At 66.6% G+C, this 24,199-nt stretch carries 23 protein-coding genes and 2 tRNA genes; 8 read left to right on the top strand and 17 right to left on the bottom strand.

Features of this window, described 5'->3' with window-relative positions:
- The first annotated feature begins 87 nt into the window (after nucleotides 1-87).
- Entirely contained in the window at nucleotides 88-1,374 is a 1,287-nt protein-coding gene (gene eno, locus K3A84_RS03745; protein ID WP_225007954.1) for a phosphopyruvate hydratase, read from the top strand.
- A gap of 90 nt (nucleotides 1,375-1,464) precedes the next feature.
- Here eno and K3A84_RS03740 read toward each other — a convergent pair whose 3' ends face one another.
- The 3 genes from K3A84_RS03740 to K3A84_RS03730 all read right to left on the bottom strand — a co-directional run bounded on the left by K3A84_RS03740 (nucleotide 1,465) and on the right by K3A84_RS03730 (nucleotide 3,306).
- Nucleotides 1,465-1,668, bottom strand: coding sequence for a hypothetical protein (locus tag K3A84_RS03740; protein WP_225007953.1), 204 nt, complete (start codon nucleotides 1,666-1,668; stop codon nucleotides 1,465-1,467).
- A gap of 179 nt (nucleotides 1,669-1,847) precedes the next feature.
- Nucleotides 1,848-2,891, bottom strand: a complete 1,044-nt coding sequence (locus tag K3A84_RS03735; RefSeq protein ID WP_225007952.1) for a nucleoside hydrolase — start codon at nucleotides 2,889-2,891, stop codon at nucleotides 1,848-1,850.
- Nucleotides 2,892-2,991: 100 nt separating this feature from the next.
- The gene (locus K3A84_RS03730) at nucleotides 2,992-3,306 is read right to left on the bottom strand and encodes an RNA-binding protein (protein WP_225007951.1); all 315 of its coding nucleotides are present in this window, start codon (nucleotides 3,304-3,306) and stop codon (nucleotides 2,992-2,994) included.
- Nucleotides 3,307-3,420: 114 nt separating this feature from the next.
- Between K3A84_RS03730 and K3A84_RS03725 the strand changes: the two genes are divergently transcribed.
- The 4 genes from K3A84_RS03725 to K3A84_RS03710 are packed head-to-tail and all read left to right on the top strand — an operon-like array spanning nucleotide 3,421 to nucleotide 6,743.
- Nucleotides 3,421-4,512 (top strand): phosphotransferase family protein, encoded by a 1,092-nt coding sequence (locus K3A84_RS03725; RefSeq protein WP_225007950.1) that lies wholly within the window; start codon nucleotides 3,421-3,423, stop codon nucleotides 4,510-4,512.
- Complete coding sequence (locus tag K3A84_RS03720) at nucleotides 4,512-5,597, top strand: hypothetical protein (RefSeq protein WP_225007949.1); 1,086 nt, start codon at nucleotides 4,512-4,514, stop codon at nucleotides 5,595-5,597. Before K3A84_RS03725 ends, K3A84_RS03720 begins: the two co-directional genes overlap by 1 nt.
- Nucleotides 5,598-5,601: 4 nt before the next feature.
- Nucleotides 5,602-6,207: a DUF1214 domain-containing protein gene (locus K3A84_RS03715; RefSeq protein ID WP_225007948.1), complete on the top strand. Its 606-nt coding sequence runs from the start codon at nucleotides 5,602-5,604 to the stop codon at nucleotides 6,205-6,207.
- The gene (locus K3A84_RS03710; RefSeq protein ID WP_225007947.1) at nucleotides 6,204-6,743 is read left to right on the top strand and encodes a DUF1254 domain-containing protein; all 540 of its coding nucleotides are present in this window, start codon (nucleotides 6,204-6,206) and stop codon (nucleotides 6,741-6,743) included. Before K3A84_RS03715 ends, K3A84_RS03710 begins: the two co-directional genes overlap by 4 nt.
- Before the next feature lie 2 nt (nucleotides 6,744-6,745).
- On the opposite strand, the gene ribH is transcribed toward K3A84_RS03710, so the two are convergent.
- Together ribH and ribB are read right to left on the bottom strand one after the other, a co-directional pair.
- The gene (gene ribH / locus K3A84_RS03705) at nucleotides 6,746-7,165 is read right to left on the bottom strand and encodes a 6,7-dimethyl-8-ribityllumazine synthase (RefSeq protein WP_225007946.1); all 420 of its coding nucleotides are present in this window, start codon (nucleotides 7,163-7,165) and stop codon (nucleotides 6,746-6,748) included.
- 8 nt (nucleotides 7,166-7,173) lie between these two features.
- On the bottom strand, nucleotides 7,174-8,439 hold the full coding sequence (ribB, locus tag K3A84_RS03700; protein ID WP_225007945.1) for a 3,4-dihydroxy-2-butanone-4-phosphate synthase: 1,266 nt from the start codon (nucleotides 8,437-8,439) through the stop codon (nucleotides 7,174-7,176).
- Between the two features lie 247 nt (nucleotides 8,440-8,686).
- Here ribB and K3A84_RS03695 point away from each other — a divergent pair, with 247 nt between their 5' ends.
- The gene (locus K3A84_RS03695; protein ID WP_225007944.1) at nucleotides 8,687-11,647 is read left to right on the top strand and encodes a TonB-dependent receptor; all 2,961 of its coding nucleotides are present in this window, start codon (nucleotides 8,687-8,689) and stop codon (nucleotides 11,645-11,647) included.
- Between the two features lie 278 nt (nucleotides 11,648-11,925).
- Here K3A84_RS03695 and K3A84_RS03690 read toward each other — a convergent pair whose 3' ends face one another.
- From K3A84_RS03690 to K3A84_RS03655, 8 genes are all read right to left on the bottom strand, one after another.
- Entirely contained in the window at nucleotides 11,926-12,267 is a 342-nt protein-coding gene (locus K3A84_RS03690; RefSeq protein WP_225007943.1) for a putative quinol monooxygenase, read from the bottom strand.
- 105 nt (nucleotides 12,268-12,372) lie between these two features.
- A tRNA-Lys gene (locus K3A84_RS03685) sits at nucleotides 12,373-12,448 on the bottom strand.
- Nucleotides 12,449-12,471: 23 nt separating this feature from the next.
- A tRNA-Lys gene (locus K3A84_RS03680) sits at nucleotides 12,472-12,547 on the bottom strand.
- A gap of 84 nt (nucleotides 12,548-12,631) precedes the next feature.
- Entirely contained in the window at nucleotides 12,632-13,747 is a 1,116-nt protein-coding gene (rodA, locus tag K3A84_RS03675) for a rod shape-determining protein RodA (protein ID WP_225007942.1), read from the bottom strand.
- Between the two features lie 2 nt (nucleotides 13,748-13,749).
- The gene (mrdA, locus tag K3A84_RS03670; RefSeq protein WP_225008135.1) at nucleotides 13,750-15,807 is read right to left on the bottom strand and encodes a penicillin-binding protein 2; all 2,058 of its coding nucleotides are present in this window, start codon (nucleotides 15,805-15,807) and stop codon (nucleotides 13,750-13,752) included.
- Between the two features lie 23 nt (nucleotides 15,808-15,830).
- On the bottom strand, nucleotides 15,831-16,382 hold the full coding sequence (locus K3A84_RS03665; protein WP_225007941.1) for a rod shape-determining protein MreD: 552 nt from the start codon (nucleotides 16,380-16,382) through the stop codon (nucleotides 15,831-15,833).
- The gene (gene mreC, locus K3A84_RS03660; protein WP_225007940.1) at nucleotides 16,379-17,290 is read right to left on the bottom strand and encodes a rod shape-determining protein MreC; all 912 of its coding nucleotides are present in this window, start codon (nucleotides 17,288-17,290) and stop codon (nucleotides 16,379-16,381) included. Before mreC ends, K3A84_RS03665 begins: the two co-directional genes overlap by 4 nt.
- A gap of 71 nt (nucleotides 17,291-17,361) precedes the next feature.
- Nucleotides 17,362-18,408 (bottom strand): rod shape-determining protein, encoded by a 1,047-nt coding sequence (locus K3A84_RS03655; protein ID WP_318248277.1) that lies wholly within the window; start codon nucleotides 18,406-18,408, stop codon nucleotides 17,362-17,364.
- 193 nt (nucleotides 18,409-18,601) lie between these two features.
- Here K3A84_RS03655 and mutL point away from each other — a divergent pair, with 193 nt between their 5' ends.
- The gene (mutL, locus tag K3A84_RS03650) at nucleotides 18,602-20,407 is read left to right on the top strand and encodes a DNA mismatch repair endonuclease MutL (protein WP_225007939.1); all 1,806 of its coding nucleotides are present in this window, start codon (nucleotides 18,602-18,604) and stop codon (nucleotides 20,405-20,407) included.
- A 50-nt stretch (nucleotides 20,408-20,457) separates the two neighbouring features.
- On the opposite strand, the gene K3A84_RS03645 is transcribed toward mutL, so the two are convergent.
- On the bottom strand, nucleotides 20,458-21,054 hold the full coding sequence (locus K3A84_RS03645; RefSeq protein ID WP_225007938.1) for a carboxymuconolactone decarboxylase family protein: 597 nt from the start codon (nucleotides 21,052-21,054) through the stop codon (nucleotides 20,458-20,460).
- Nucleotides 21,055-21,162: 108 nt separating this feature from the next.
- Here K3A84_RS03645 and K3A84_RS03640 point away from each other — a divergent pair, with 108 nt between their 5' ends.
- Nucleotides 21,163-21,654, top strand: a complete 492-nt coding sequence (locus tag K3A84_RS03640) for a hypothetical protein (protein ID WP_225007937.1) — start codon at nucleotides 21,163-21,165, stop codon at nucleotides 21,652-21,654.
- A gap of 30 nt (nucleotides 21,655-21,684) precedes the next feature.
- Here the strand turns inward: K3A84_RS03640 and K3A84_RS03635 are convergent, their stop codons facing one another.
- The 3 genes from K3A84_RS03635 to ychF form a co-directional block, all read right to left on the bottom strand.
- Nucleotides 21,685-22,143 (bottom strand): MaoC family dehydratase, encoded by a 459-nt coding sequence (locus tag K3A84_RS03635; RefSeq protein WP_225007936.1) that lies wholly within the window; start codon nucleotides 22,141-22,143, stop codon nucleotides 21,685-21,687.
- Nucleotides 22,144-22,183: 40 nt separating this feature from the next.
- Nucleotides 22,184-22,987 (bottom strand): DUF1206 domain-containing protein, encoded by an 804-nt coding sequence (locus K3A84_RS03630; protein ID WP_225007935.1) that lies wholly within the window; start codon nucleotides 22,985-22,987, stop codon nucleotides 22,184-22,186.
- 71 nt (nucleotides 22,988-23,058) lie between these two features.
- Nucleotides 23,059-24,159: a redox-regulated ATPase YchF gene (gene ychF / locus K3A84_RS03625; RefSeq protein WP_225007934.1), complete on the bottom strand. Its 1,101-nt coding sequence runs from the start codon at nucleotides 24,157-24,159 to the stop codon at nucleotides 23,059-23,061.
- Between the last annotated feature and the right edge of the window lie 40 nt (nucleotides 24,160-24,199).

The raw sequence follows: 24,199 nt of genomic DNA, 5'->3' as shown, positions 1-24,199 counted from the left end.
TAGGAGCCGCCCCAAGGCCCGGACCCGGCCGCTCGTTCCACATGTCGCCATATCGGCGATCTTGCCCACATCAGGGGGGAGCCCACCATGACCGCGATCATTGACATTCACGCCCGCGAGATCCTCGACAGCCGTGGCAACCCCACTGTCGAAGTCGACTTGTTGCTCGAAGACGGCTCGTTCGGCCGCGCCGCCGTGCCCTCGGGCGCCTCGACCGGCGCGCACGAAGCCGTCGAACTGCGCGATGGCGACAAGGGGCGCTACATGGGCAAGGGCGTGACCAAGGCGGTCACCGCCGTGAACAGCGACATCGCCGAACTGCTTGTCGGCCTCGACGCCGAGGACCAGCGCGACATCGACCTCGCCATGATCGAACTGGACGGCACCGAGAACAAGTCGCACCTCGGCGCCAACGCCATCCTCGGCACCAGCCTTGCCGTGGCCAAGGCTGCGGCCGATGCGCGCGGCCTGCCGCTTTACAGCTATGTCGGCGGCGTTTCGGCGCATGTCCTGCCGGTGCCGATGATGAACATCATCAACGGCGGCGAACATGCCGACAACCCGATCGACTTCCAGGAATTCATGATCATGCCGGTCGGCGCGCCTTCGCTCGCCGAAGCCGTGCGCTGGGGCGCCGAAGTGTTCCACACCCTGAAGAAGGGCCTGCACGAGAAGGGCCTTGCCACGGGCGTGGGCGACGAAGGCGGCTTTGCTCCCAACATCGCCAGCACCCGCGACGCGCTCGATTTCGTGATGGCCTCGATCGAGAAGGCGGGCTTCAAGCCGGGCACCGACATCGTGCTGGCGCTCGACTGCGCCGCGACCGAGTTCTTCAAGAACGGCAAGTACGAGATCAGCGGCGAAGGCCTCTCGCTCTCGCCCGACGCCATGGCCGACTACCTCGCGGCGCTGTGCGATGCCTACCCGATCAAGTCGATCGAGGACGGCATGAGCGAAGACGACTTCGAAGGCTGGGCCGCGCTCACCGCCAAGGTGGGCAAGAAGGTGCAGCTGGTGGGCGATGACCTGTTCGTCACCAACCCCAGGCGCCTGACGATGGGCATCGGCAAGGGCCTCGCCAACTCGCTGCTGGTGAAGGTCAACCAGATCGGCACGCTGACCGAGACGCTCGAAGCCGTCAGCATCGCGCAGCGCAACGGCTACACGGCGGTGATGTCGCACCGTTCGGGCGAGACCGAGGACGCGACCATCGCGGACCTCGCGGTTGCCACCAACTGTGGCCAGATCAAGACCGGCTCGCTGGCGCGCTCGGACCGTCTGGCCAAGTACAACCAGCTGATCCGCATCGAGGAAGAGCTCGGCCGCAACGCCGTCTATGCTGGCGCCGCCGCGTTCGGGCGTCTCGCGGGCTAAGCCTCGCAAGGCATCGCAAGATCAGGGAGGGGCCGTCCGGTTGGGCGGCCCTTCTTGCGTTGGCGATGGTGCCGACCGATGGAACGGCCTTCAGTGGCCGAGCGCGTGTTCCTCTGCGGTCACCGCCCATCCATGCCTTGGAAGTTGCGAGACCGCTCCGGTGATCCAGACCGTTGAAAGCGCCACGATGGCGAGCAACAGGCTGGCTCCAAGCACGTAGCGCATGACATGGAGTGTCGCCCCTGCGCGCGCTTCGTCTACGTCGACATGGACTTCTTCACCGAGCTTCTTCATCTCCCATACTCCCGATACGCCAGCCCGTTGCGGGCCGTCGTCTACCCGCACCACGAAGCGAGGTACGTGTCGCAAGGGAGCGGACGTGCCCATGATACGCCTGTCCTGACCTTGGCGCCATGGGGACGGAAAAGATCAGGCCGAGCGCTGCGGCCGGGCGATCAGGAGGCCAGCGCCGTTCACCGCCCCCGCATATGCGCCCGGAACTTGGCGAGCATATCGCGGAAGGTCAGCTCGGCATCGACCTGCGTGTAGACGCGCATCGGGCGGCCAGAGGGGGTGTCCGCGTAGGTGCCGTCCGCATTCAGCCTTGGGGTAGGCTTCGCGGTGTAGCGGCTGGAGGCGGGGTCGGGCTGGAATTGCGTGACGAGCGCGGTCAGCGTCACCAGCGGGCTGTCGCCCAGCACGTAGGTCTCGGTCGGCGGGATCGGGGGCAGGCCGGGGATGCTGGCCATGACTTCGACCACCTTGTCGATCTGCGCCTTGAGGTGCGCGCCGAGCGGGCCGGTTGCGCCAAGCTCCTCGATCTCGGCATTGGGGAATAGCATCTGGCGATAGGCGTCGCGCGGGACCTGCCAGATCTCGATGTCGGATTCGTTGAAGATCACCTGCGCGGCGATCGGATCGATGGTGAAGTTGAACTCTGCCTCGTCGGGGCCGGGCGGGGGAGCGGCAAGGCCGGGATGCTCGCGCCCGCCGATCCAGATCAGCTTCAATCGCTTGCCGATGCGTGGTTCGGCGAGCCATGCCAGCGCGAGGTCGGTGAGGCCGGCACCGACGCAATAGACCAGCGGTTCATTGGTGTCCTCGCGCATCGCCTCGCGCACGATGGCGGCGGTGGAGACGGTGGGCTTCCACGCATTGCGTGCGGGGATCGAGGTGTCCGCGCCCGCGACGATCGGCGGAGCAGGCAGGCGCATGATCTCGATCAGCTGGCGCGCCTTGGCCGCTGCCGCAGCGCCTGTGGGGACCGGCGCGTTCGGGCCGGAAAACGGCATCTGGGGCAGGTGCGATCCGACGATCAGCGACACGCGCAACGACTTGCACAGCAGGTGGTGCGCCAGTTGGAACAGCCCGTCGGGATCGCCTGCGAAATCGTTGTCGAGGATCACGCGGGCAAGGCGCGGCGGCTCTGCGCCAAGGCTCGCGCCGCCGCTTGCCAGCGTGCTTGCCAGCGCCGCGCCCGATCCCACGAATCCGCGCCGCGTCAGATGAATGGTCATGCGTGCTGACTCCCGATCCCTTGCCTCGCGCCTTCATGGCGGAGCGCGGCATCGGCGTAAAATAAGCAGACCGGGCAGGGCCATCAGCCGAGGCTAATTGTCACGTAGCAGCATCCTCCGCCGCCACCTCGGCCTTTGCTTCCTCGGCAATCTCCTCGGCCTTCTCGATCTCGCGCTTCTTGGTGGGGCTGAGCAGGTATTGCCACACGCCCCAGCCGTTCACCGCCAGCAGCAGCGCGTTCTGCACGACGATCGGCGTGGTCGCATTGGCAAGGCCCGAGGCGATCCACGCACCCGATACGGCCACGAACAGCACGAAGGCCCACCCAGTCCAGCGTCGGCCAAGGTCCGCCGCGATCATGCCGGCGGCGACGATGGCGCCGATCGCGCCGAACCATTCGAGAGGGCCGTCCATGCCCGAGCAAACCCGCGCGCGCCGCGCCGGTTCCATTGCGTGCAATCTGTTTAAACGATCAATTAAATTGCTTCACAAGCGCGCGTGGCTCTGCCAGCATGTCTTCGGGAGAGAATGATGACAGCATTTCCGAAGTCTGCGGCCGAGGTGACGATTCCCTGGCTCGAAACCCGTTTGCGTGCGTCTGGCGCCCTTGGCGAAGGGCGGATCACCGGGCTCGAATACGTCTCGATCGGCACCGGGCAGGTGGGCGATACCGCCCGTTTCACCCTTAGCTACGACCGCGATGGGGCGGGCCCCGCCACCGTCGCCGCCAAGTTCGCCTCCAGCGACGCGACAAGCCGGTCCACCGCGGGGATGTTCGGGCTCTATGCCAAGGAAGTGAATTTCTACCGCGAACTGGCGCCGAAGATCGACGTGCGCACGCCGCAGGTGTTCGGCTCCGAACTGAACGAGGACGGCACCGACTTCATCCTCGTGTTCGAGGATCTCGGCCCGTGCCGTGGCGGCAACCAGCTGACCGGCTGCACCATCGAGGATGCGCGCCACGGCGTGCGGCAGGCCGCCGCGCTCCATGCGCCGACGTGGAACGCGCCCTGGCTGGGCGATGCGCCCTGGCTCCAGCCGCGCCCCGGCACGCAGGAACAGATGATCGCGCTCTATCCGCAGGCGCAGGCGATCTTCCGCGAACGCTACGCCGATACGCTCGAGCCCGAGATGATGGCGGTGTGCGAGGCGCTGAACGACATGGTGCAGGCCTATTTCACCCGCACTTCGCCCGATTACAGCGTCACCCACGGCGATTTCCGGCTCGACAACATGCTGTTCGACGTGCGCGGCGGGGCGGACCCGGTCGCGGTGGTCGACTGGCAGACCACGGGCGCCGGCTGCCCGATGATCGATCTCGGCTATTTCCTGGGCTGCGGCATCGGCGATGCGGTGCGCCGCCCGCACGAGGACGAACTGCTCGACCTCTATTGCGAGGAAATGACGCGGCGCGGCGTGCCGCTGACCCGTGCGGACATCTGGGACCGCTACCGCGTGGGCGCGCTGCATGGCGTGTCGACTGCGGTGTTCAGCGCCGCCTTCGTCGTGCGCACCGATCGCGGCGACCAGAACTTCCTCTCGATGGCCCGCAATTCCTGCGGGCTGTGCCTCGATCATGACAGCATCGGCGCTCTCAAGCGCCTGACGGAGACCGTGTGATGTTGACCAAGGGCGACGATTATCCGATTCACCAGACGTCCGAGCCGATTGCCTATGCAGGCACCGACCGGAACTTCTACGACCGCTATTTCTTCAACGGCTATGCCCCCGATGGCAGCGGCTTCTTCGCCGTGGCGTTCGGCATCTATCCGCATCTTAACGTGGCCGACGCCGCGTTCTGCGTGGTGCGCAACGGCAAGCAGTACAACCTCCACGCCTCGCGCGAACTCAACATGGAGCGCATGGACCTCGTCGTCGGGCCGATCTCGATCGAGATCGTCGAACCGCTGCAGGAACTGGTCGTTCGCGCCGATGGCGAAGGGATCAAGGCCGAAGTGCGCTTCAAGGGCCGCGCCTTCCCGATCGAGGAGCCGCGCTTCGTGTTCCGCAACGGGCCGCGCACCTTCATGGACTACACCCGCCTGACGCAGAACGGCCACTACACCGGCTGGATCGAGATCGACGGCGTGCGTGAGGAGCTGGCGCCGGGCAGCGCGGGCACGCGCGACCGCAGCTGGGGCGTGCGCCCGATCGGCTCGCCCGACATGCAGCCGCACGCGGGCAACCAGGTGCCCTCGTTCTTCTGGCAATGGACCCCGATCAACCTGCCGACGCGCTCGGTCTACTACCACATCAACGCCGACGTGAACGGCGCGGCGTGGAACACCCGCGCGGCGATCGCCACCGATGGCGCGAACCACGATGGCCACTTCGAGACGCCCTCGGCGACGATGGTTTCGCCGATGCTGTCGGGCACGCGCTGGCCGGCCTCGGGCGCCCTGACCATCCAGGCGGAGAATGGCCCGCTCACGCTGACCTTCGAACCGCTCGTGCGCTTCCAGATGAAGGGGCTGGGCTACATGTCGCCCAAGTGGGCGCATGGCCTCTATCACGGCCCGCTCGAAGTCGAGCGCGAGGACTTCGACCTTGCCTCGATCGACCCGCTGGCGATGGAAAACCTGCACGTCCAGATCGTCAGCCGGATCACCACATCCGATGGCGAAGTCGGCACCGGCGTGTTCGAACAGCTCGTGATCGGGCCCTACAACCCGTGGGGCCTGACCGGCTTCGCCGACCACGGCTGATCCTGTGGCGGCCAAGCGACAGGGCGGGGCGTACTGGCCATTTCTGGCCATGGCTGCGCTCGGCCTTGTCGCGGGCACGGGCTCGGCGCTGTGGACGATGAAGCAGGGGCTGGGCCGCGAGGTCCATGCCGGCTGGTCGGGCAGCAAGGTCACGGGTTCGGTCGATGCCGACCCGTGGACCCGCGCGCAAGTTGCGCTCACCGGGCTGTTGGCGTTGAACCGGCAGCAGGCGATCTACTTCTCCCGCCGCACCGACGATGCCGGACAACCCTTGCGCGAGGATTGCCGCTACCGGGTGGAGGGGGCAACGCTGCCCGCGCGCTGGTGGTCGGTGACGGTCTATGCCGCCGACGACTATCTGCCGCTCAACGATGACGATGCGCTGTCGTTCGATGCCACCGAAGTGCGCCGCGATGCGAAGGGGCGCTGGGCCGCGACGGTCGCCGCACAACGGCCTGCCAGCGGGGCCTGGGCATCGAGCCGCAATGCAGGCGCCGTTGATCTGACGCTGCGTCTCTACAACCCCACGCCTGCCGCACAGGCCGATTTTGCCGCGATTGCTTTCCCGCGCGTGGTGCGGATCGGCTGCGGCAAGGGAGATGCGGCATGAAGCGGGCGCTCGCGCTGGGCCTGACTTTCGCAGGCGTTGCCCTGGCCGCGCATGTCGGCACGATCCTCGTTGCGCCGCACGCGCTGATGACGCTGGCGATGCGCAAGCTTTCGCAGGGCGATGGCAAGGTCAACACGTTCCAGTTCGCGCGTCGCACGACCGCGCAGTCGCGCGCCATCGTGCGCCCGTCGCCTGATCTGGCCTATGCCAGTTGCGTCTACGATCTGGCGCAGGGGCCGCTGCTGGTCAGTGCCGCGCCGACGCCGGGCGGCGGCTATGCCTCGATCTCGGTGTTCGCGGCCAACACCGACAATATCGGCGTGTTCGATACCATCGCCCACCCGCAGGGCATCCGCTTCGTGCTGGCGCGTGCCGGAGAGCCCCTGCCGGACAAGGCCACGCGCCTTGCGCTGCCGGTGGTGCTGTCGCCTTCGCGCAAGGGCGCGATCCTCGACCGGCGACTGGCGCCGACAACCGAAGCATTCGCCCTTGCCGAGAAGGCGCGGCGCGCGGATTCCTGCGCGCCGCTCCGCTAAGTTCAGGCGTACTTTTCGCGCAGCGCCAACAGCGCCAGCGCGGCCTTTGCCGCTTCGCCGCCCTTGTCCTTCTGTGCGGGATCGGCGCGGACCAGCGCCTGTTTTTCGTTCTCGACCGTGAGGATGCCGTTGCCGATGGCAAGGCCATCCATGGTCAGCGCCATCACGCCGCGCGCGCTTTCGCCCGCGACGATCTCGAAGTGGTAGGTCTCGCCCCGGATCACCACGCCGATCGCGACATAGCCGTCGAAATCGCCCGACTGGTCGGCCAGCGCGATCGCACCGGGGATTTCCAGCGCGCCGGGCACGGTGATGACTTCGGCCTTGTGGCCTGCCGCCTTGATCGCGGCCTTGGCGCCCGCGACGAGCATGTCGTTGAGGTGGTCGTAGAAGCGCGCTTCGACGATGAGGAACTTGGCCATGTCAGCGATTACTCCGCGGGAATCGGCCGTTCGCCGACGATGTTGAGGCCGTAGCCTTCGATGGCGACAACGTTGCGATGCGCGTTGGTCAGCAGGATCATGTCATGGATGCCAAGATCGGCGAGGATCTGCGCGCCGATGCCATAGTTGCGCAAGTCCATCTCGCCGCCCGGCTGGCCGCCACGCGCGGGATCGCTCTCGCGGTTGGGGAACAGCAGCACGATGGCGCCTGCGCCTTCCTTGCCGATCTCGACCATCGCGCGCTGCAGCGTGCGCTTGCGCGGCCCCGGCGCGCCGAGGATGTCGTCGAAGGGCGAAAGCTGGTGGACGCGGGTCAGCGTGGGCGTGCCCGGTTCGACCAGACCCTTCTGCAGCACCAGGCTGTCGCTGCCGTCGATCTTGTTGCGGTAGGTCAGCAGGCGCCAGTCACCACCATAGTCGGATGTGAACGCGATATCGCTCACGCGTTCCACAAGATGATCGTGGCGGCGGCGATATTCGATCAGATCGCGGATCGTGCCCATCTTCAGCCCGTGCTTGCGGGCGAAGGGAATCAGGTCGTCGAGACGGGCCATGGTCCCGTCGTCCTTCATGATCTCGCAGATCACGCCCGAGGGATTGAGCCCGGCAAGGCGGCTGATGTCGACCGCTGCCTCGGTGTGCCCGGCGCGCACCAGAACGCCGCCATCGCGCGCGATCAGCGGGAAGACGTGACCGGGGGTGACGATGTCGTCCTTGGTCTTGGCGCCGTCGATGGCGACGGCCACGGTGCGGGCGCGGTCGGCGGCGGAGATGCCGGTGGTGACGCCTTCGCGCGCTTCGATCGAGACGGTGAACGCGGTTTCGTGGCGGGTGCCGTTGTTGCGGCTCATCAGTTCGAGGCCGAGCTGTTCGACGCGCGGACGGCTCAGCGTCAGGCAGATCAGGCCGCGCCCGTGGGTCGCCATGAAGTTGATTGCATCGGGCGTCGCCATCTGCGCGGGGATCACGAGGTCGCCCTCGTTCTCGCGGTCCTCGTCGTCGACGAGGATGAACATGCGGCCGTTGCGGGCTTCGTCGATGATCTCCTCGATCGGGGCGAGGGCGGGGGCGTCGTCGCTTTCGGTCAGCACGCGCTCCAGCTTGGCGAGCGTGTCGGCCGTGGGATTCCACGTCGGCTGCGTCACGTCGCGCAGGGTGTTGGCATGGAGCCCCGCCGCGCGGGCAAGGCCGGAACGGGACATGCCGCCGTCGGTGACGAGTCGGCGGATTCGATCGATGAGGTCGCTTGACATGGCTTTGTGATTTCACATCGTGATGTGCATTGCAAGCCCGTAAAATCACATTAGGGTGCGCATTGCGGCCAGAACGCGCATCGCGGCTGTGCCCTTCGCGACACATTTGTCCGGTGTGGCATCACCTTGTCGCCCCGGAACGCATCCGTGTTAATTATCCGGTTGACAAGTTGGCCGTCACACTATGTCTTTGACCTTCAGGAGACCTGCAAAAAGACGGGCTCCGCTGGAGAGAGAGGTCTGAAAGATGAGGGGCAAGCTTACCCTGCTGGCCGGCGTATGCGCCGCTGCCGTTACCACTCCGTCCTTTGCGCAGAGCGCGAATGCCGGCGCTGGCGTCGAAGAAATCATCGTCACCGCGCAGCGCCAGTCGCAGCGACTTCAGGACGTTCCGATCGCGGTCAGCGCGTTCACTGCTGAAAATCTCGACAAGCAGCAGATCAAGAACACCAGCGACCTTCAGCTGACCCTGCCGAACGTCACGTTCACCAAGACGAACTTCTCGTCGGCCTCGTTCACCATCCGCGGCATCGGTGACCTCTGCGTCGGCGTCACCTGCGACAGCGCCACCGCCATCCACATGAACGATGCGCCGCTCGGCGGCGCCACCCGCCTGTTCGAAGGCGAATTCTACGATCTCGCCCAGATCGAAGTGCTGCGCGGGCCGCAGGGCACCCTGTTCGGTCGCAACGCCACCTCGGGCGTGGTCAACTTCCGCACCGCAAAGCCCGATCTCAACAAGTTCGGCGCCAATGGCGAAGCCGAATACGGCAACTACAACTCGGTCAAGGTGAAGGGCGCGATCAACGTTCCGTTGAGCGACACCTTCGGCGTGCGCCTCGCGGGCTTCTACCTGAACCGCGACGGCTACACCAAGAACCTCTACGACAACAGCCGCGTCGATGGTCGCGACATGTACGGTCTGCGCGGCTCGATCACCTGGGAGCCCAGCCCCGACACCACGATCGATTTCATGGCCCAGTACTTCAAGGAGGACGACAACCGCCTCCGCATCCAGAAGCAGCTGTGCGACAACGATCCGACCGGCATCCTTGGCTGCCTCAACACCTCGTACGGCTATGGCACGACCAATGCCAATTCGACCGCCGGCTCGATCCTGATTTCGAAGCAGTTCCTCGCGCTCAACGGTCTCAGCGGGCTGGGCTTCGGCCTGACCGACGTTTACGGTAAGAACATCTACCAGAACGTGGTCAATCCCAAGGACCCGCGCGTCATCAACACCGACTTCACGCCGTACTACAAGGCCGAGGAGCTGATCCTTCAGGGTCGCATCAATCAGAAGCTGGGTGACAAGTTCAACCTGCGCCTCACCGGCCAGTACACCCACGTCAAGAACGACTCGGGTCAGGACTACAACCTCAGCGTGGGCGATGCCTCGGTCTATACGGCTGGCCTCGCCGCCTTCGAAGCAGCTGCTCTGGGCGCCTACGACGGTTTCCTGCCGGGCTTCTCGAACTACGTGAAGCCTGCCTACAACGCGCTGCTGCCGAAGGGCCTGGCGGGTGGCCAGTACTGCACCTCGACCGGTGATTTCAGCAACACCGGCGTCTACGGCGGCCACGCGCTCTGCGCTTCGACGCCCGAGGACTTCGACCGCTCGACGCTCAACACCTCGCAGTGGTCGGCTGAAGCCGTGCTGACGTCGGACTTCGATGGTCCGTTCAACTTCCTGCTGGGTGGCATCTACGCCCAGGCGCACGTCACTGACGCCAGCTACTTCGTCAACTCGTTCCAGCTCGACTATGCCAGCGCGCTGCTGGGCGCCGCGACGTCCTACTTCGCGGTGGATGCGTCGGGCAATCACCTCCTGCCGCCGTCGTATCTGGGCTCGCCCAACTTCCACTCGGACTCGACCGATCTGCGCCTCAAGAGCTACGGTCTGTTCGGTGAAGGCTACTTCAAGTTCAACGACAAGTTGAAGATGACGGTGGGTCTGCGTCTCAACCACGACGACAAGAAGAACCGTGCGGCCACCACGCTGCTCAGCGCGCTGGTCCCCTACGGCACTGCCAACTTCGATGACTCGCCGTTCGCGGGTTCGTTCGACGGCGATCCCTCGGCCTCCAACCCGGGCGTCCAGCGCTGGCAGGAACGTCAGGTCAAGTTCACGCGCCTGACCGGTCGTGCCGTGCTCGATTACCAGGTCACGCCGGACAACCTGCTCTATGCTTCGTACTCGCGCGGCTACAAGTCGGGCGGCATCAACCCGCCGCTCTCGGCCGAAGTCGCGGCAGAGGTGCCTGAAACCTTTGCCCCGGAAAAGGTCGATGCCTTCGAAATCGGTTCGAAGAACACGTTCTCGAACGGGGCTTTGCAGCTGAACCTGACCGGCTTCTACTACAAGTACAAGCAGCTGCAGCTGTCGCGCATCGTCAACCGTACGTCGGTCAATGACAATATCGATGCCGACATCTACGGCGTGGAAGCGGAAGCGGTCTTCCGTCCCAGCCGCGATGTGACCATCAACGCCAACTTCAGCTATCTGAAGACCAAGGTGACGACGGACAAGCCGATCTCGAACTCGCGTGACTACGGTGGCGGTCGTTCGGACGCGGTGATCATCAAGGATCTCACCAACGCAGCCAACTGCGCCGTTGCCTCGAAGTCTGGCAATGCCGCGACCGCAAACAACTATGTCAACACGATCAACGACATCCTGAACGTTGCCAAGGGCACGGACCTGCAGCACACGACGACGTTCCCGAGCAACAGCGGCATCGCTTCGACCGGCGCGTTTTCGGTTTGCAGCGCGCTCAAGACCGGCCTGGGTGGTGCGGTTCCCATTCCGGAAGACCTTGAATTCTACGGCTCTGGTGTCCCCAGCAGCGTCAAGGGCAACAAGCTGCCGGGTGCGCCGACCATCAAGTTCTCGGTGGGCGCGCAGTACGATATCCACATCGGCGATCTGACCCTGACGCCGCGTGCGGACCTTGCCTTCACCGGCGAATCGTACGGCAACATCTTCAACGGCAACGTCAACAAGGTCCCGGCCTTCACCCAGGTGAACGCCCAGATCCAGCTCGACGGGCCGGAGAAGAAGTGGTTCATCCGTGGCTTCATCCAGAACATCACCAACAGCAACTCGATCACTGGTCTCTACGTGACCGACCAGTCGTCGGGTCTGTTCACCAACATCTTCACGCTGGAACCGCGTCGCTACGGCGTCGCTGCGGGCTTCCGCTTCTGAGCGTGACACCAGCATAACAGGGGCCGGTCCAGCCACGGGACCGGACAGACTGGCGCCGGGGGGAAACCTCCGGCGCTTCTTCTTTGGGGGGTGTTGGCAAGCGATACGATTGGACAGGCGCCGCCTGTGGTGCGGCCCGCCCCGCTGCGACTAACGCTTGCTGCGCAAGCGCAAGTCTCGCGCCCCTCCCGCTTGCGGCAGGGGAAGAGCAGTTCTCCTATCTCCCCTCCCGCAAGCCGGAGGGGGCTGGGTGGGCCGATATCAGCCCACCGCCCCGATCAGTCGAACTGGGCCTTGGGCGCGCCCGAACCGTCGTAGACCGGTTGCTTGGCATCGACGCGGTACTTGTTGACGTCCGCCCCGGTCATCCCGGCGTCCGCCAGGTATCCCGCCATGTCGCGATAGAGCTGGCCGTCGAGATGCGCCTGAAGATCCTCCACGCGCTCCCATTCCTCGAACACCCACACGCGATGCGTCTGCACAGGGTCTGCGGTCCACACGTAGTGCACGCAGCCCTGCTCGCCATACGTCGGGGCGATCAGGTGCGTTGCGCCCCGCACGATCGTGGCCGCGTCCTTGCCGTCGAAATCGATCCAGCCCCACAGCGTGATGCGTTCCATCTCCAGTCTCCTCTCACAGCGCCCGTTGCGGGCATGGCTTACGGAGATAGGCGCGGGGCAGGGCGGTGCGAACCGCACCTTTTCGTCAGGTCATGGCAAAGGGGGTGGTGGACGCACTAGGGCTCGAACCTAGGACCCGCTGATTAAGAGTCAGCTGCTCTACCAACTGAGCTATGCGTCCGTATCCCGTATCGGGAAGGGGAATGGTGGACGCACTAGGGCTCGAACCTAGGACCCGCTGATTAAGAGTCAGCTGCTCTACCAACTGAGCTATGCGTCCATTCCCGTATCGGCGTTTGGTCGCGCCGGGAGCCGCCCCCATAACGATTCTGGCGCGCCTGCCAAGAGGAAAATTGCAACTTTCCTACAGAAGTCCGGTGCCGCTGCGGCGCGACCAGCGATCGACCGCCATGATCGTGCCGATGCAGATCATGTTGGTCATCATCGACGAGCCGCCATGGCTCATGAACGGCAGCGGGATGCCCACCACGGGGGCCAGGCCCATCACCATCATCAGGTTGATGCAGACATAGAAGAAGATCGTCGTGACCATCCCCGCCGCCAACAGGCGCGAGAAGCGGTCCGGCGCGTTCATTGCCACCTTCAGCCCCCAGTGGAACACCAGCGCAAACACCGCGAGCACGAACAGCCCGCCCAGCATCCCCCATTCCTCGCTCATCGTCGCGAACACGAAGTCGGTGTGCGCTTCGGGCAGGTAGTCGAGGTGGCTTTGCGAGCCATGGCCGAAGCCTTTGCCCAGGAACCCGCCCGAACCGATCGCGATCTTCGACTGGGTGATGTGGTAGCCCGATCCCAGCGGGTCGCTTTCCGGGTCCATGAACACCAGCACCCGCTTGCGCTGGTAATCGTGCAGCAGCGTGAAGAACGCGATCGGCGCGACGATGGCGCCCGCCAGCGCGCCGCCGATGAACAGGCGCAGCGGCAGGCCCGCCAGAAACATCATCACCACCGCGCCGAAGCTGATGGCAAGCCCGGTGCCAAGGTCGGGCTGCAGCATCACCAGCCCCGCCGGAAACCCCAGCAGCAGCACGGCGGGCGCAATCGCGCGCCAGCCGTTGACCTCGCCCACCGGCAACACGCTGTAGAACCACGCCAGCACCAGCACGATGCCCGGTTTCATCAGCTCGCTCGGCTGCAAGGTCATGAAGCCCAGGTTCAGCCAGCGCTGGCTTCCCCCGCCGATGCCGCCGATCAGTTCCACCAGCACCAGCAGCACGCACAGAATGCCGTAGATCGGCAGCGCCGCGCGCTTGAACCACTCCTGCGGCACCCGCGCGATCAGCGCGGCCATGACCAGGAACACGAAGAAGCGCGCCACGTGCATCCCCGCCCAGGGACGGATGTTGCCGCCCGCCGCCGAATAAAGGACGAGAGAGCCGAACACGACCAGCGCCAGCAGCGGCAGGATCACCCGCCAGGGCTGCCGCGCGATCGCCTGCGGGATGTAGGCGCGCTGCATCGTCAGGTTCCGGGCGTCGGCGTGGGCGCCGGGGAGGGCACTGCGGCGGGTGTGGGCGTCGCGACAGGCGCGGGCTCCGGCTCGGGGGCGGGCGCGGCGGCGTCGGTCTGCGCGGCGGTCGGTTCGGGCGCGGGCTTGTTCTCGGCGGCGACTTCCTGCGCGGCCTGCTCCTCGTCGGGCGCGGCGGGCGCGGTGGTGCCGAACTTTGCGGCATATGCGTCGTACTTCGCGCGCATCCGCGTGCGCACGTCGCCGCCCCACTGCTTTTCGAAGCCTTCGAGCACTTCCATCGCCTTGGCCGGATCGAACAGGTAGGTCATCACGTCGCGCGCGATGGGATAGGCCGACGGACTGCCGCCGCCATGCTCGATCACCACCGCGCAGGCATAGCGAGGCTTGTCGAAGGGCGCGAAGCAGATGAAGTGGCCGTGGTCGCGGTGCTTCCACTGGCCGCCCTTGCCGTTGCCGATGTTGAGACCGACGACTTGCGCGGTGCCGGTCTTGCCCGCCATCTGCACGTTGGCGATGGGCAGGCGCGCATGGCCCGCGGTGCCGCGTCCGTTGACCACTTCGTTCATCGCCGAATGGATCAGGTCGAGGTGCTGCTGGGAAAATCCCATCGAGCGCGGCGGCGGGGCGTGGCGATCGAGCAGCAGGCGCGGCTTCAGCTCAAGCCCCGAGGCCAGCCGCGAGGCCATGACCGCCTGCTGCAACGGATTGACCAGCATGTAGCCCTGGCCGATCGTCGCATTGACGGTGTCGTAGATCGCCCATTCCTTCTTGTACTTGCGCAGCTTCCACGCCGGATCGGGCACGGTGCCATAGGACTGCCCCGGATAGGGCATCTCGAATTCCTGCCCCAGCCCCAGCCGCCGCGCCATCTTGGCGATGGTGTCCATGCCGATGGCCTGCGCAAAGTGGTAGAAGTACACGTCGCACGACTGGTAGATGCCCTTGGCCATGTCGACGCTGCCGTGGCCGCGATGGTTCCAGCAGTGGAACACGCGGTTGCCCACGCGCAGGCCGCCGACGCAATTGACGCTGGCGCTGGGATCGAGCCCCGCTTCGAGGAACGAGAGCGCCACCATCGGCTTGACCGTCGATCCCGGCGGGTACAGCCCGCGTAGAACCTTGTTGCGCAAGGGCACGTGGTCGTCTTCGGACAGCATCTTCCATTCGATGCGGCCGATGCCGTCGCTGAACGAATTGGGATCGAAGCTGGGCATCGAGACCATCGCCAGCACGTCGCCGGTCAGGCAGTCCATCACCACCACCGAGCCGCTTTCCAGGCCGATGCGCCGCGCGGCATAGTCCTGCAGGCCGGCCATGATCGTCAGCTGGATCGGCTTGCCCGGCACGTCCTCGCGCGTGCCCAAGTCGCGCACCACGCGCCCGCTGGCGGTAGCCTCGACACGCCGCGCGCCGGGCACGCCGCGCAGGCGTTCTTCGAAATGCTTTTCGAGGCCGTCCTTGCCGATCTTGAACCCCGGCGTGATCAGCAGCGGGTTGCGCTCGCGCTCGTAATCGTCGGCCGAGGCGGGGCCGACATAGCCGACGAGGTGGCCGACCGAGGGCCCGGTCGGGTAGAACCGCGAATAACCGCGCTGCGGGATGACGCCCGGCAGTTCGGGCAGGCGCACCGACACGGCGGCGAACTTGTCCCAATCGAGGTTCGAGCCGACTTCGACCGGCTGGAACCCGCGCGCCTTTTCCAGCCGCGCCTTGATGTCGTCCACCTTGTCGGCGGTCAGGCCCAGCAGCGGGCCCAGCGTCGCCAGCGTCGCATCGGCATCGACCACGCGGTCGGGGATCAGGTCGACGCGGAAGTCCGCGCGGTTTGACGCCAGCGCCGCGCCGCGCCGGTCGAGCACCCAGCCGCGCCGGGGCGGGATCAGCGTCAGGTTGACGCGGTTGCTCTCGGACGCCGCGCGATACTTGGCGTTCTCCGCCACCGACAGGTAGCCCAGCCGCGCCGCCAGCAGCATGCCCACCGTCGCCTGCCCCATGCCGAGCACGAAGGTGCGCCGCTCGAACTTGTTGGTGAGGATCGCCGAGGTCATCGGCAGCTTGGCCTTCACCGCGATCAGATCCGCTTGAGCGGCAGCAGCCGCACCCGGTCGAGCATCGCGACAATGCGCGTCACCGGCGGGAACAGCACCACCGCCAGCAGCAGCTGCGGCCCCACCGTCATCGGCAGCGGATAGCCTGCCGCGATGCCCGCAAACCCTGCCGCCAGCAGCAGGTAGCCCGCCAGCAGCGCCGAGCCTGCCAGCCAGTCCTGCACGAAACCGCGCCACAGAAAGCGCCCGTCGATCGCCTCCATCGCCAGCATCGCTGCAGACCACAGCACGATGCCGCTGCCGAAGGGCTGGCCGCTATAGAGGTCGTCCCACGCGCCCAGCGGCAGACCGGCCCAGATCGGGAGCAGCGTGGGGCGCAGCATCCGCCAGGCGAGCAGCACCATGAACGACAGCGGCGGCAGCACCGGGGCCGAGGCGATGATCGGCGAAAACGTGACCATCGACGCCAGCATGATCGAGGCCCAGGGCAGCCCGATCGCCAGCAGCGGTGAGGGCGCGCGGTTGATCCGCGCGCGCGCGCGGCCCGATCGCAGCGATTCGCGCGTGCCGATCACGGCGCGCCGTCGTCGGTGGGCGGGGGCGGTGCGGCCTTCTCGCTCGCCTGCAGGGCGGCGACGGCATTGGCCTGATAGACCGGCAGCACCAGCACGTAGTCGGCGTCCGAGGGATCGCTGGCCAAGTGCCCGGTCGCACCGTCGCGATGCGGTTCGGTCGCGACGGCCACCGGGATCCCCGGCGGGTAGATCCCGCCCGAGCCCGAGGTCACGAACACGTCGCCCTTGTGCAGCGGGTTGACCCCCATGTTGATCAGGCGGATCTCGATCCGCCCGTTCGATCCGCCCTGGATGAAGGCGGGCAGGCCGTCATTGGCGCGGCGCACCGGCACGACGTTGTCGGGGTCGGTCACCAGTAGCACGCGCGCGGTGTCGGGCCCTGTTTCGACCACGCGGCCGATCAGCCCGCTGCCGCTGCGCACCGGCTGGCCCGCGCGCACGCCCTGGTTGCTGCCGACCGAGATCACCGCAAAGCGCCGCGCGCTGGCCGATGTCGAGCCGATCAGGCGTGCTGCGGCCACGGGGCGGGGCGGGGCCTCGGCAATGCCCAGCAGCGCCTTCAGCCGGCGATTTTCGCCTTCGATCGCGCGCATCGTCACCGCATTGGCGCGCGCGGCGGCGACTTCGCGCGAAAGCTCGGCATTCTGCCGCCCTGCGTTGAGGTAGGCGGCGATGCCTGCGAACAGCCCCTGGCTTGCCACGCGCGTTTCCGCGCCGGCCTGGCCCACGGGCCGCGCCACTTCGGCGGCACCGGCGCGGGCGAACGCGAAAGCACCCGGGTTGAACAGCGACACGACGAGCAGTCCCGCGCCCAGCACCACGCCAAGCACCGCGATCACGTAGCCGGTGAAGATCCCGACCTGCGCCCTGCGTGAAAAGCCCGGACGCCGGTCCTGCGACCGCGCCATGTCAACTACCCCTTCGAACCGCGCCCGACCGCTCGCAGTCGCTGGTGTGCATTCCCGTGTGAACCCGCCGTTTACGCGGTCATCAGCACGCCGCGATAGATCGGATCTTCCATCGCGCGTCCGGTGCCCAGCGCCACGCACGAAAGCGGGTCTTCGGCCACCGACACGGGCAGGCCGGTCTCTTCGCGCAAGTGTTCGTCGAGCCCGCGGATCAGCGCGCCGCCGCCGGTCAGGACGATGCCCTGGTCGACGATGTCGGCGGCGAGTTCGGGCGCGGTATTTTCCAGCGCGATGCGCACGCCTTCGACGATCGCGCCGATCGGTTCGGCCAGCGCCTCGGCGACGTTCGCCTGCGTGATGGTGATTTCCTTCGGGACCCCGTTGACGAGGTCGCGACCCTTGATGTGGATCGTCTCGCCGATGCCGTCGGCGGGCACCGTCGCGATGCCGTAGTCCTTCTTGATGCGCTCGGCGGTGGCTTCACCGATCAGCAGGTTGTGGTGGCGGCGGACGTAGGAAACGATCGCTTCGTCCATCTTGTCACCACCCACGCGCACGCTGGTGGTGTAGGCCAGGCCGCGCAGCGAAAGTACCGCGACTTCGGTGGTGCCGCCGCCGATGTCGACCACCATCGAGCCGACCGGCTCGGTGACGGGCATGTCGGCGCCGATCGCGGCGGCCATCGGTTCGAGGATCAGGTAGACTTGGCTGGCGCCCGCGTTGCTCGCCGCATCGCGGATCGCGCGGCGTTCGACGCTGGTCGAGCCCGACGGCACGCAGATCACGATTTCGGGATAGCGCAGCAGGCTCTTTTTGCCGTGCACCTTCTGGATGAAGTGCTTGATCATGGCCTCGGCCACTTCAATGTCGGCGATCACGCCGTCGCGCAGCGGGCGGATCGCCTCGATGCTGTCGGGGGTCTTGCCCATCATCATCTTGGCGTCGTCGCCGACGGCCTTGACCCGCTTGACGCCGTTGATCGTCTCGATGGCGACCACGGAAGGCTCGTTCAGCACGATGCCGCGATCCTGCACGTAGACCAGCGTATTGGCCGTGCCGAGGTCGATCGCAATGTTCTGGGAACCGAACTTGAAGAATCGGGAAAACATCGAAGCCATCAGGGAATCCGTCGAGAATCTGTGGGTTGGCGCAAGACCCGCGCGCCGCCCTATCCAGAGGTGTGCGTGCAGCGAAGGCGGCTCATTAGCGCAAGCCTTGCGCAAAACCCAATGGTTTGTGGGGCGCGCGCGGGGATAAGTGGCACCGCTTGTCTCGAAATCCGCCGCGCTCGTCGCTAGGTTCAACTCTCCGATGTTGCACCATCCCCGCACCATACGCCGCCTGCCCGAAGTGCTGGTCAACCGCATCGCTGCGGGCGAGGTGGTCGAACGCCCGGCGTCCGCGCTCAAGGAACTGGTCGAGAACGCCATCGACGCGGGCGCGAGCGCGGTCAGCGTGCGCCTGACCGACGGCGGCCTCTCGTTGATCGAGGTGACCGACGACGGCTGCGGAATGCGCGCCGACGAGATTGAACTGGCGCTCGAACGCCACGCCACCAGCAAGCTGCCCGATGAAGCGATCGAACTCGTCGCCACGCTGGGCTTCCGGGGCGAGGCGCTGCCCTCGATCGCCTCGGTCGCGCGCGTCACGATCGAGAGCCGCAGCCGCGACACGGGCGAGGCGTGGAAGCGCGTGGTCGATCACGGTGCGCTCGCTTCCGAAGGCCCCGCCGCGCTGCCGCCCGGCACCCGCGTCCGCGTGGAAGACCTGTTCGGCAAGATCCCCGCGCGCCGCAAGTTCCTGCGTTCCCCCCGCAGCGAATGGGCGGCCAGCCTCGATGTCGTTCGCCGCCTTGCCATGGCCCGGCCCGACATCGGCTTCACGCTCGAACACGACGGCCGTCGCGCGCTCCACGTCCAGCCCGGCGACAGCCTCGAAGCGCGCGTGGCGCTGCTCGTCGCGCGCGAATTGAAGGACAACGCGGTCGCGGTCGATCTCGCGCGTGGCGACTATCACCTTGTCGGCGTGGCGGGCCTGCCCACCTACAATCGCGGCATGGCCGATCACCAGTACCTGTTCGTCAACGGCCGCCCGGTGAAGGACAAGCTGCTCAACGGCGCGGTGCGCGGCGCCTATGCCGATATGCTCGCGCGCGATCGCCATGCGGTGCTGGCGCTGTTCCTCGACGTGCCGCCCGGCGAAGTCGATGTGAACGTCCATCCGGCCAAGACCGAAGTGCGCTTCCGCGATCCGCAACTGGTGCGCGGGATGATCGTCTCGGGCCTCCGCCACGCGCTTTCCGAAGGTGACAGGCGCAGCGCGCAGGCGCCCGACGCCGCCGCCATGGCCTCGTGGCGCGCCGAGCCGCTGGGCGGCCCCGACTTCCCCGCGCCGACGCCCACGCAGGGCAACATCTTCGCGCAACCGCGCCTGTCCGAAGCGGGGCAGGCCTGGCGCGGCTACGAAGCGGGCGTGTTCGCGCCGCCTGTGGCCCGCGCCGAAGAAGCGCAAGGTGCGGTGCCGCAGGCGGTCGCGCACCCCCTTGGCGTCGCCCGCGGGCAGGTGGCCAGTACCTACATCGTCGCCGAAGCCGCCGATGGCCTCGTCCTCGTCGACCAGCACGCCGCGCACGAACGCCTCGTGCTCGAACGCCTGCGCGCTGCCGGGATGGGAGCAGGCGAGGCCCCGAGCCAGGCGCTGCTCATCCCCGAAGTGGTCGAGCTGGAGGAAGTGGCCGCCGACCGCCTCGAAGAGGCCGCACCCAAGCTGGCAAGGTTCGGCCTGATCCTCGAACGCTTCGGCCCTGCCGCCGTCCTCGTCCGCGCGGTTCCCGCCGCGCTCGCCAAGGGCGATCCCGCCGCGCTGGTCAATGACGTGGCCGACGATCTCGCCAAGCACGGCGATGCGCTGCTGCTCGAAGAAAAGCTCGACCTCGTGCTGGCGACGATGGCCTGCCACGGCTCGGTCCGCGCGGGACGCCAGCTGTCGGTGCCGGAAATGAACGCCCTGCTGCGCGAAATGGAAGCCACCCCGCGATCAGGCCAGTGCAACCATGGCCGCCCGACGTGGGTGAAACTCGCCCACGGCGACATCGAGAAGCTGTTCGGCCGGAAGTAGGGCGCGCCGATTACCCTTCCGTCAGCCCTGAGGGTGGAGGAGGGTAAATGCTACCGCACCCCCACCAGCTCGCTCTGCCCCCAAGGCGCAATCGGTCCGCCCTCGCGCTCCTGAAATGCCTTGGGCAGTTCCTCGACCATGTCCCAGCTCGCGCCCAGCCGCCCGAAGCCGACGCAGAGCGCGGCAAAGATGCCCAGCTCGACGATCTCCGGTTCGCGGAAGTGTTCCTTCAGCTTCGCGTAATAGCCATCGTCGAGCGAGAGGTGGTTGGTCGCCAGCCGCTCGCCATAATCGATCGCCAGCTTTTCGCGTTCGCTCAGGTTCTCTGCCTCGGCGGGCCGTTCGAGCGAGCAGACCAGCGCCTCGTCCACGCCATCCTCCGCCGCCGCCGAATAACGCACCGCCATGCAACTGCGGCACTGGTTGTGGAAGGCGATGCGCAGCCGCATCAGCTCGGTCAGGCGCTCGGGCAGGGTGCGCTCGGCCCGCAGCGCGCCGAAAAAGCCGACGAAGCCCAGCGAGGTTTCGGGCTTGTGCGCCATGATCCGCAGCGTGCCGCGTTCGAGCGGCGTCATTGCCTCGGGGTTGGTCGCGACGCGCAGGGCCTCGCTCCAGCCTTCGTGTTCGATCATCGAAATGCGCGTCATGCCGGGCCTCTCCTGCCACTTGTGTTCTGGCCCGATCACACTCCGCCCGCCCCCTTGCCGCAATGCGCATTTGCGATAGGCTGGCCGCAAACAGCCGAGAGGACCCCCATGCGCCGCCTGCTTCCGTTGATGATCCTGGCCCTGGCCGCCTGTTCGGACAAGCCCGGGCAAAGCGATGAAGAGGCCATCGCGCAGGTCAAGGCGGCACAGAACGCCAGGCCGCCCGCCAAGCCGATCGATCCGCAGCCGATCGGCTATTTCGACATCCGCGACAACAAGCTGATCGCGGCGGGCTGCAACTTCGTCGCCGATGGCGGCGGCATGGGCGCGACGGCGCTGGCGCAAGGGGAGCGTGCGGTGATCAAGCTCGACGGCAAGATCGTCGTGCTCGCCGCCGACAAGGGCAGCGCCCGGCTGCCGCAAGAGGCCTGGTCGCGCTATAGCGGCAAGGAATATGCGTTGAGCCTGACCAGGATCGAGGGCGGCAAGTCGATCGTCAACGGCGCGGTCGAGATGTTCGATGCGCACCTCACCATCACCGACCCGCACGATCAGGTGGTCTACGACAGCAAGGGCTCGGCCCAGTGCAAACCCATGTAGGTGTGCAAGCCGATGTAGGTGCCGTTCGGGTCAGTCGGTCCCGTCGGGATGGCGGGTGCGGATGAAGCCGGTCGACTTCATTGTCATCACGATTTCGCCGTGCTGGTTCATCACTTTGACTTCGTTGCGGAAACTGCCCATCTCGGGGCGCGACTTGCTGCGCTTCTTGTCGATCGTCAGCCGTTCCACGGTCAGCGTGTCACCCGGATAGACCGGCTTCACCCAGCGCAGCTCGTCCACGCCGGGCGAGCCGAGGCCCGCCTGTTCATGCTGCCTGAGCTGTTCGACCAGCATCGCCATGGTCATGGCGCACGTGTGCCAGCCGCTTGCCGAAAGCCTGCCGAAATAGGTCTGCTTCGCGGCCTCGTCGTCGAGGTGGAAGGGCTGCGGATCGTACTTCGAGGCGAAATCGATCACTTCCTCGCGCGTCACGGCGTAGGAACCGAAACGGTCGGTGCTGCCGGGTTCGATATCTTCGTAATACTGCATGGGCGCCAAGCTGCCCGCGTCGCCGTTCCTCGTCAACCGATCAATTAAACCGCGCTCTCGCGGCGTCGACCACGTCGATTGCCGGGACCACGCGGAAGCGCGCGCAGATCAGGCTGAACAGCCCGAACACCAGCAAACCCGCCGCGACCGTCAGGTAAAGCGCCTGCGTGCCGCGCAATTGCGCCAGCACCCCGCCCAAGTCGCGCACTTCGGCGTGGCGCACCAGCCAGGCCGAGCGCAGCAGCGACCAGCCGACCAGCGCAAAGACCACGCACCGCGCGGCAAGGCCGATCCGGCCCAGAGCTTCGGTCCCCTTGGGCGCATCGGCGGCGATCCGCTTCATGAACCCGCCCGTCGCCGCGCCGATCGCCTGAAACGCGGCGGCGGCTAGGAAGGCGAGGCCCACGGCCGCGACCAGCACCCAGCCCAGCGGCCAGCCGAGCACGCCGCCTGCCATGTCCGCGCCGCCGTGCGCGCCCTGGCTGGCATAGTGGCGATAGCCGAGCGCGAATTTTCCCGCAGCCCACGCCATTGCCAGATAGGCCAGCGCGCCGGCGCCAAGCCCGGTGCGCACCGCCAGCCCCTTGGGCGCATGGCCATGACGTTCGAGGTCGAGCAGCGCGCTCGCCAGCTTGTAGATGCCATAGGCAACGAGGCCCGCCACCAGCAGGCCGAGGACCGCTCCGCCGCCGGGCATATCCTGCACCATGTCGAATACGGCGTTCTGGCCGTTGTCGGCAGCGCCGCGCGTACCCAGCGCCAACCAACCCAGCAGCGCATAGACCGCCCCGCGCGCGGCGTATCCCGCGCGGGCCAGCACATCGGCTCTCGTGATTTTCGTCATCGCATCCCCTTGTTTCGCAAGGGGGAACGGCGGGGAACCGGATTGGCTCCCGCGCCGCCGTGTTCAGTGCCTCAGACGTTGAACTTGAAGTGCAGCACGTCGCCGTCCTGGATGACGTATTCCTTGCCTTCCTGCCGCAGCTTGCCCGCATCCTTTGCCGCCGTTTCGCCGCCCAGCGCGATGTAGTCGTCATAGGCGATGGTTTCGGCACGGATGAAACCGCGCTGCATGTCCGAATGGATCTCGCCCGCCGCTTCGGGGGCCTTGGCGCCCTTGTGCACGGTCCAGGCGCGCGCTTCCTTGGGGCCGACGGTGAAGAAGGTGATGAGGTGCAACAGGTCGTAGCCCGAACGGATCACGCGGGCGAGGCCGGTTTCGTGCAGGCCCATTTCCTCGAGGAACACGGTGCGCTCCTCCGGGTCCATGCCTACCAGCTCGGATTCGATCGCGGCGGAGACGATCACCGCGTTGGCGCCTTCGGCCTTGGCCTTTTCGAACACGCGCGCGGAAAAGGCGTTGCCATTGGCCGCGCTTTCCTCCTCGACGTTGCAGACATAGAGCACCGGCTTGGCGGTCAGCAGCTGCGCCTGCGCGAAGACGCGCGCTTCTTCCTCGTCCCGGGGAACGGTCAGCCGCGCGGGCTTGCCTTCGCGCAGCAGTTCCAGCGCCTGACCCAGCACCGAAGCGATGATCTTCGATTCCTTGTCACCGGCCGCGGCCTTCTTCTGCGCGGCGGGCACCCGCTTTTCGAGGCTTTCGAGGTCCGACAGCATCAGCTCGGTCTCGACCGTGTCGGCGTCGGAGATCGGATCGACCTTGTTGTCGACGTGCTGGATGTCGTCGTTTTCGAAGCAGCGCAGCACGTGGACGACGGCGTCCACCTCGCGGATGTTGCCGAGGAACTGGTTGCCGAGGCCTTCACCCTTGCTTGCGCCGCGCACCAGCCCGGCGATGTCGACGAAGCCCAATTGCGTCGGGATGATCTTCTGGCTGCCTGCGATCGCGGCCAGCTTGTCCAGCCGCGGGTCGGGCACGCCGACGTTGCCGACGTTCGGCTCGATCGTGCAGAACGGATAGTTCGCCGCCTGCGCCGCCTGCGTTTCGGTCAGCGCGTTGAACAAGGTCGACTTGCCGACATTGGGCAGCCCGACGATTCCGCAACGAAAACCCATTTTCCGGTAACTCCTGCTTTGCGCTGGCCCTTAGCGATCA

This window comes from Novosphingobium percolationis (assembly GCF_020179425.1).
Classification (GTDB): Bacteria; Pseudomonadota; Alphaproteobacteria; order Sphingomonadales; family Sphingomonadaceae; genus Novosphingobium; species Novosphingobium percolationis.
This window is presented reverse-complemented; position numbering and strand designations above follow the sequence as displayed.

What these genes read in the sequence shown, in the direction of transcription:
- K3A84_RS03710 (WP_225007947.1), top strand. Translation starts at nt 6,204, where the DNA reads ATGAAGCGGGCGCTCGCGCTGGGCCTGACTTTCGCAGGCGTTGCCCTG.
- K3A84_RS03630 (WP_225007935.1), bottom strand. Translation starts at nt 22,987, where the DNA reads ATGACGAAAATCACGAGAGCCGATGTGCTGGCCCGCGCGGGATACGCC.
- K3A84_RS03725 (WP_225007950.1), top strand. Translation starts at nt 3,421, where the DNA reads ATGATGACAGCATTTCCGAAGTCTGCGGCCGAGGTGACGATTCCCTGG.
- K3A84_RS03735 (WP_225007952.1), bottom strand. Translation starts at nt 2,891, where the DNA reads ATGACCATTCATCTGACGCGGCGCGGATTCGTGGGATCGGGCGCGGCG.
- K3A84_RS03740 (WP_225007953.1), bottom strand. Translation starts at nt 1,668, where the DNA reads ATGAAGAAGCTCGGTGAAGAAGTCCATGTCGACGTAGACGAAGCGCGC.
- K3A84_RS03645 (WP_225007938.1), bottom strand. Translation starts at nt 21,054, where the DNA reads ATGACGCGCATTTCGATGATCGAACACGAAGGCTGGAGCGAGGCCCTG.
- ribB (WP_225007945.1), bottom strand. Translation starts at nt 8,439, where the DNA reads ATGTCAAGCGACCTCATCGATCGAATCCGCCGACTCGTCACCGACGGC.
- rodA (WP_225007942.1), bottom strand. Translation starts at nt 13,747, where the DNA reads ATGCAGCGCGCCTACATCCCGCAGGCGATCGCGCGGCAGCCCTGGCGG.
- mreC (WP_225007940.1), bottom strand. Translation starts at nt 17,290, where the DNA reads ATGGCGCGGTCGCAGGACCGGCGTCCGGGCTTTTCACGCAGGGCGCAG.
- K3A84_RS03640 (WP_225007937.1), top strand. Translation starts at nt 21,163, where the DNA reads ATGCGCCGCCTGCTTCCGTTGATGATCCTGGCCCTGGCCGCCTGTTCG.
- ribH (WP_225007946.1), bottom strand. Translation starts at nt 7,165, where the DNA reads ATGGCCAAGTTCCTCATCGTCGAAGCGCGCTTCTACGACCACCTCAAC.
- eno (WP_225007954.1), top strand. Translation starts at nt 88, where the DNA reads ATGACCGCGATCATTGACATTCACGCCCGCGAGATCCTCGACAGCCGT.
- K3A84_RS03730 (WP_225007951.1), bottom strand. Translation starts at nt 3,306, where the DNA reads ATGGACGGCCCTCTCGAATGGTTCGGCGCGATCGGCGCCATCGTCGCC.
- K3A84_RS03695 (WP_225007944.1), top strand. Translation starts at nt 8,687, where the DNA reads ATGAGGGGCAAGCTTACCCTGCTGGCCGGCGTATGCGCCGCTGCCGTT.
- mutL (WP_225007939.1), top strand. Translation starts at nt 18,602, where the DNA reads ATGTTGCACCATCCCCGCACCATACGCCGCCTGCCCGAAGTGCTGGTC.
- K3A84_RS03635 (WP_225007936.1), bottom strand. Translation starts at nt 22,143, where the DNA reads ATGCAGTATTACGAAGATATCGAACCCGGCAGCACCGACCGTTTCGGT.
- mrdA (WP_225008135.1), bottom strand. Translation starts at nt 15,807, where the DNA reads ATGACCTCGGCGATCCTCACCAACAAGTTCGAGCGGCGCACCTTCGTG.
- K3A84_RS03655 (WP_318248277.1), bottom strand. Translation starts at nt 18,408, where the DNA reads ATGGCTTCGATGTTTTCCCGATTCTTCAAGTTCGGTTCCCAGAACATT.
- ychF (WP_225007934.1), bottom strand. Translation starts at nt 24,159, where the DNA reads ATGGGTTTTCGTTGCGGAATCGTCGGGCTGCCCAATGTCGGCAAGTCG.
- K3A84_RS03690 (WP_225007943.1), bottom strand. Translation starts at nt 12,267, where the DNA reads ATGGAACGCATCACGCTGTGGGGCTGGATCGATTTCGACGGCAAGGAC.
- K3A84_RS03720 (WP_225007949.1), top strand. Translation starts at nt 4,512, where the DNA reads ATGTTGACCAAGGGCGACGATTATCCGATTCACCAGACGTCCGAGCCG.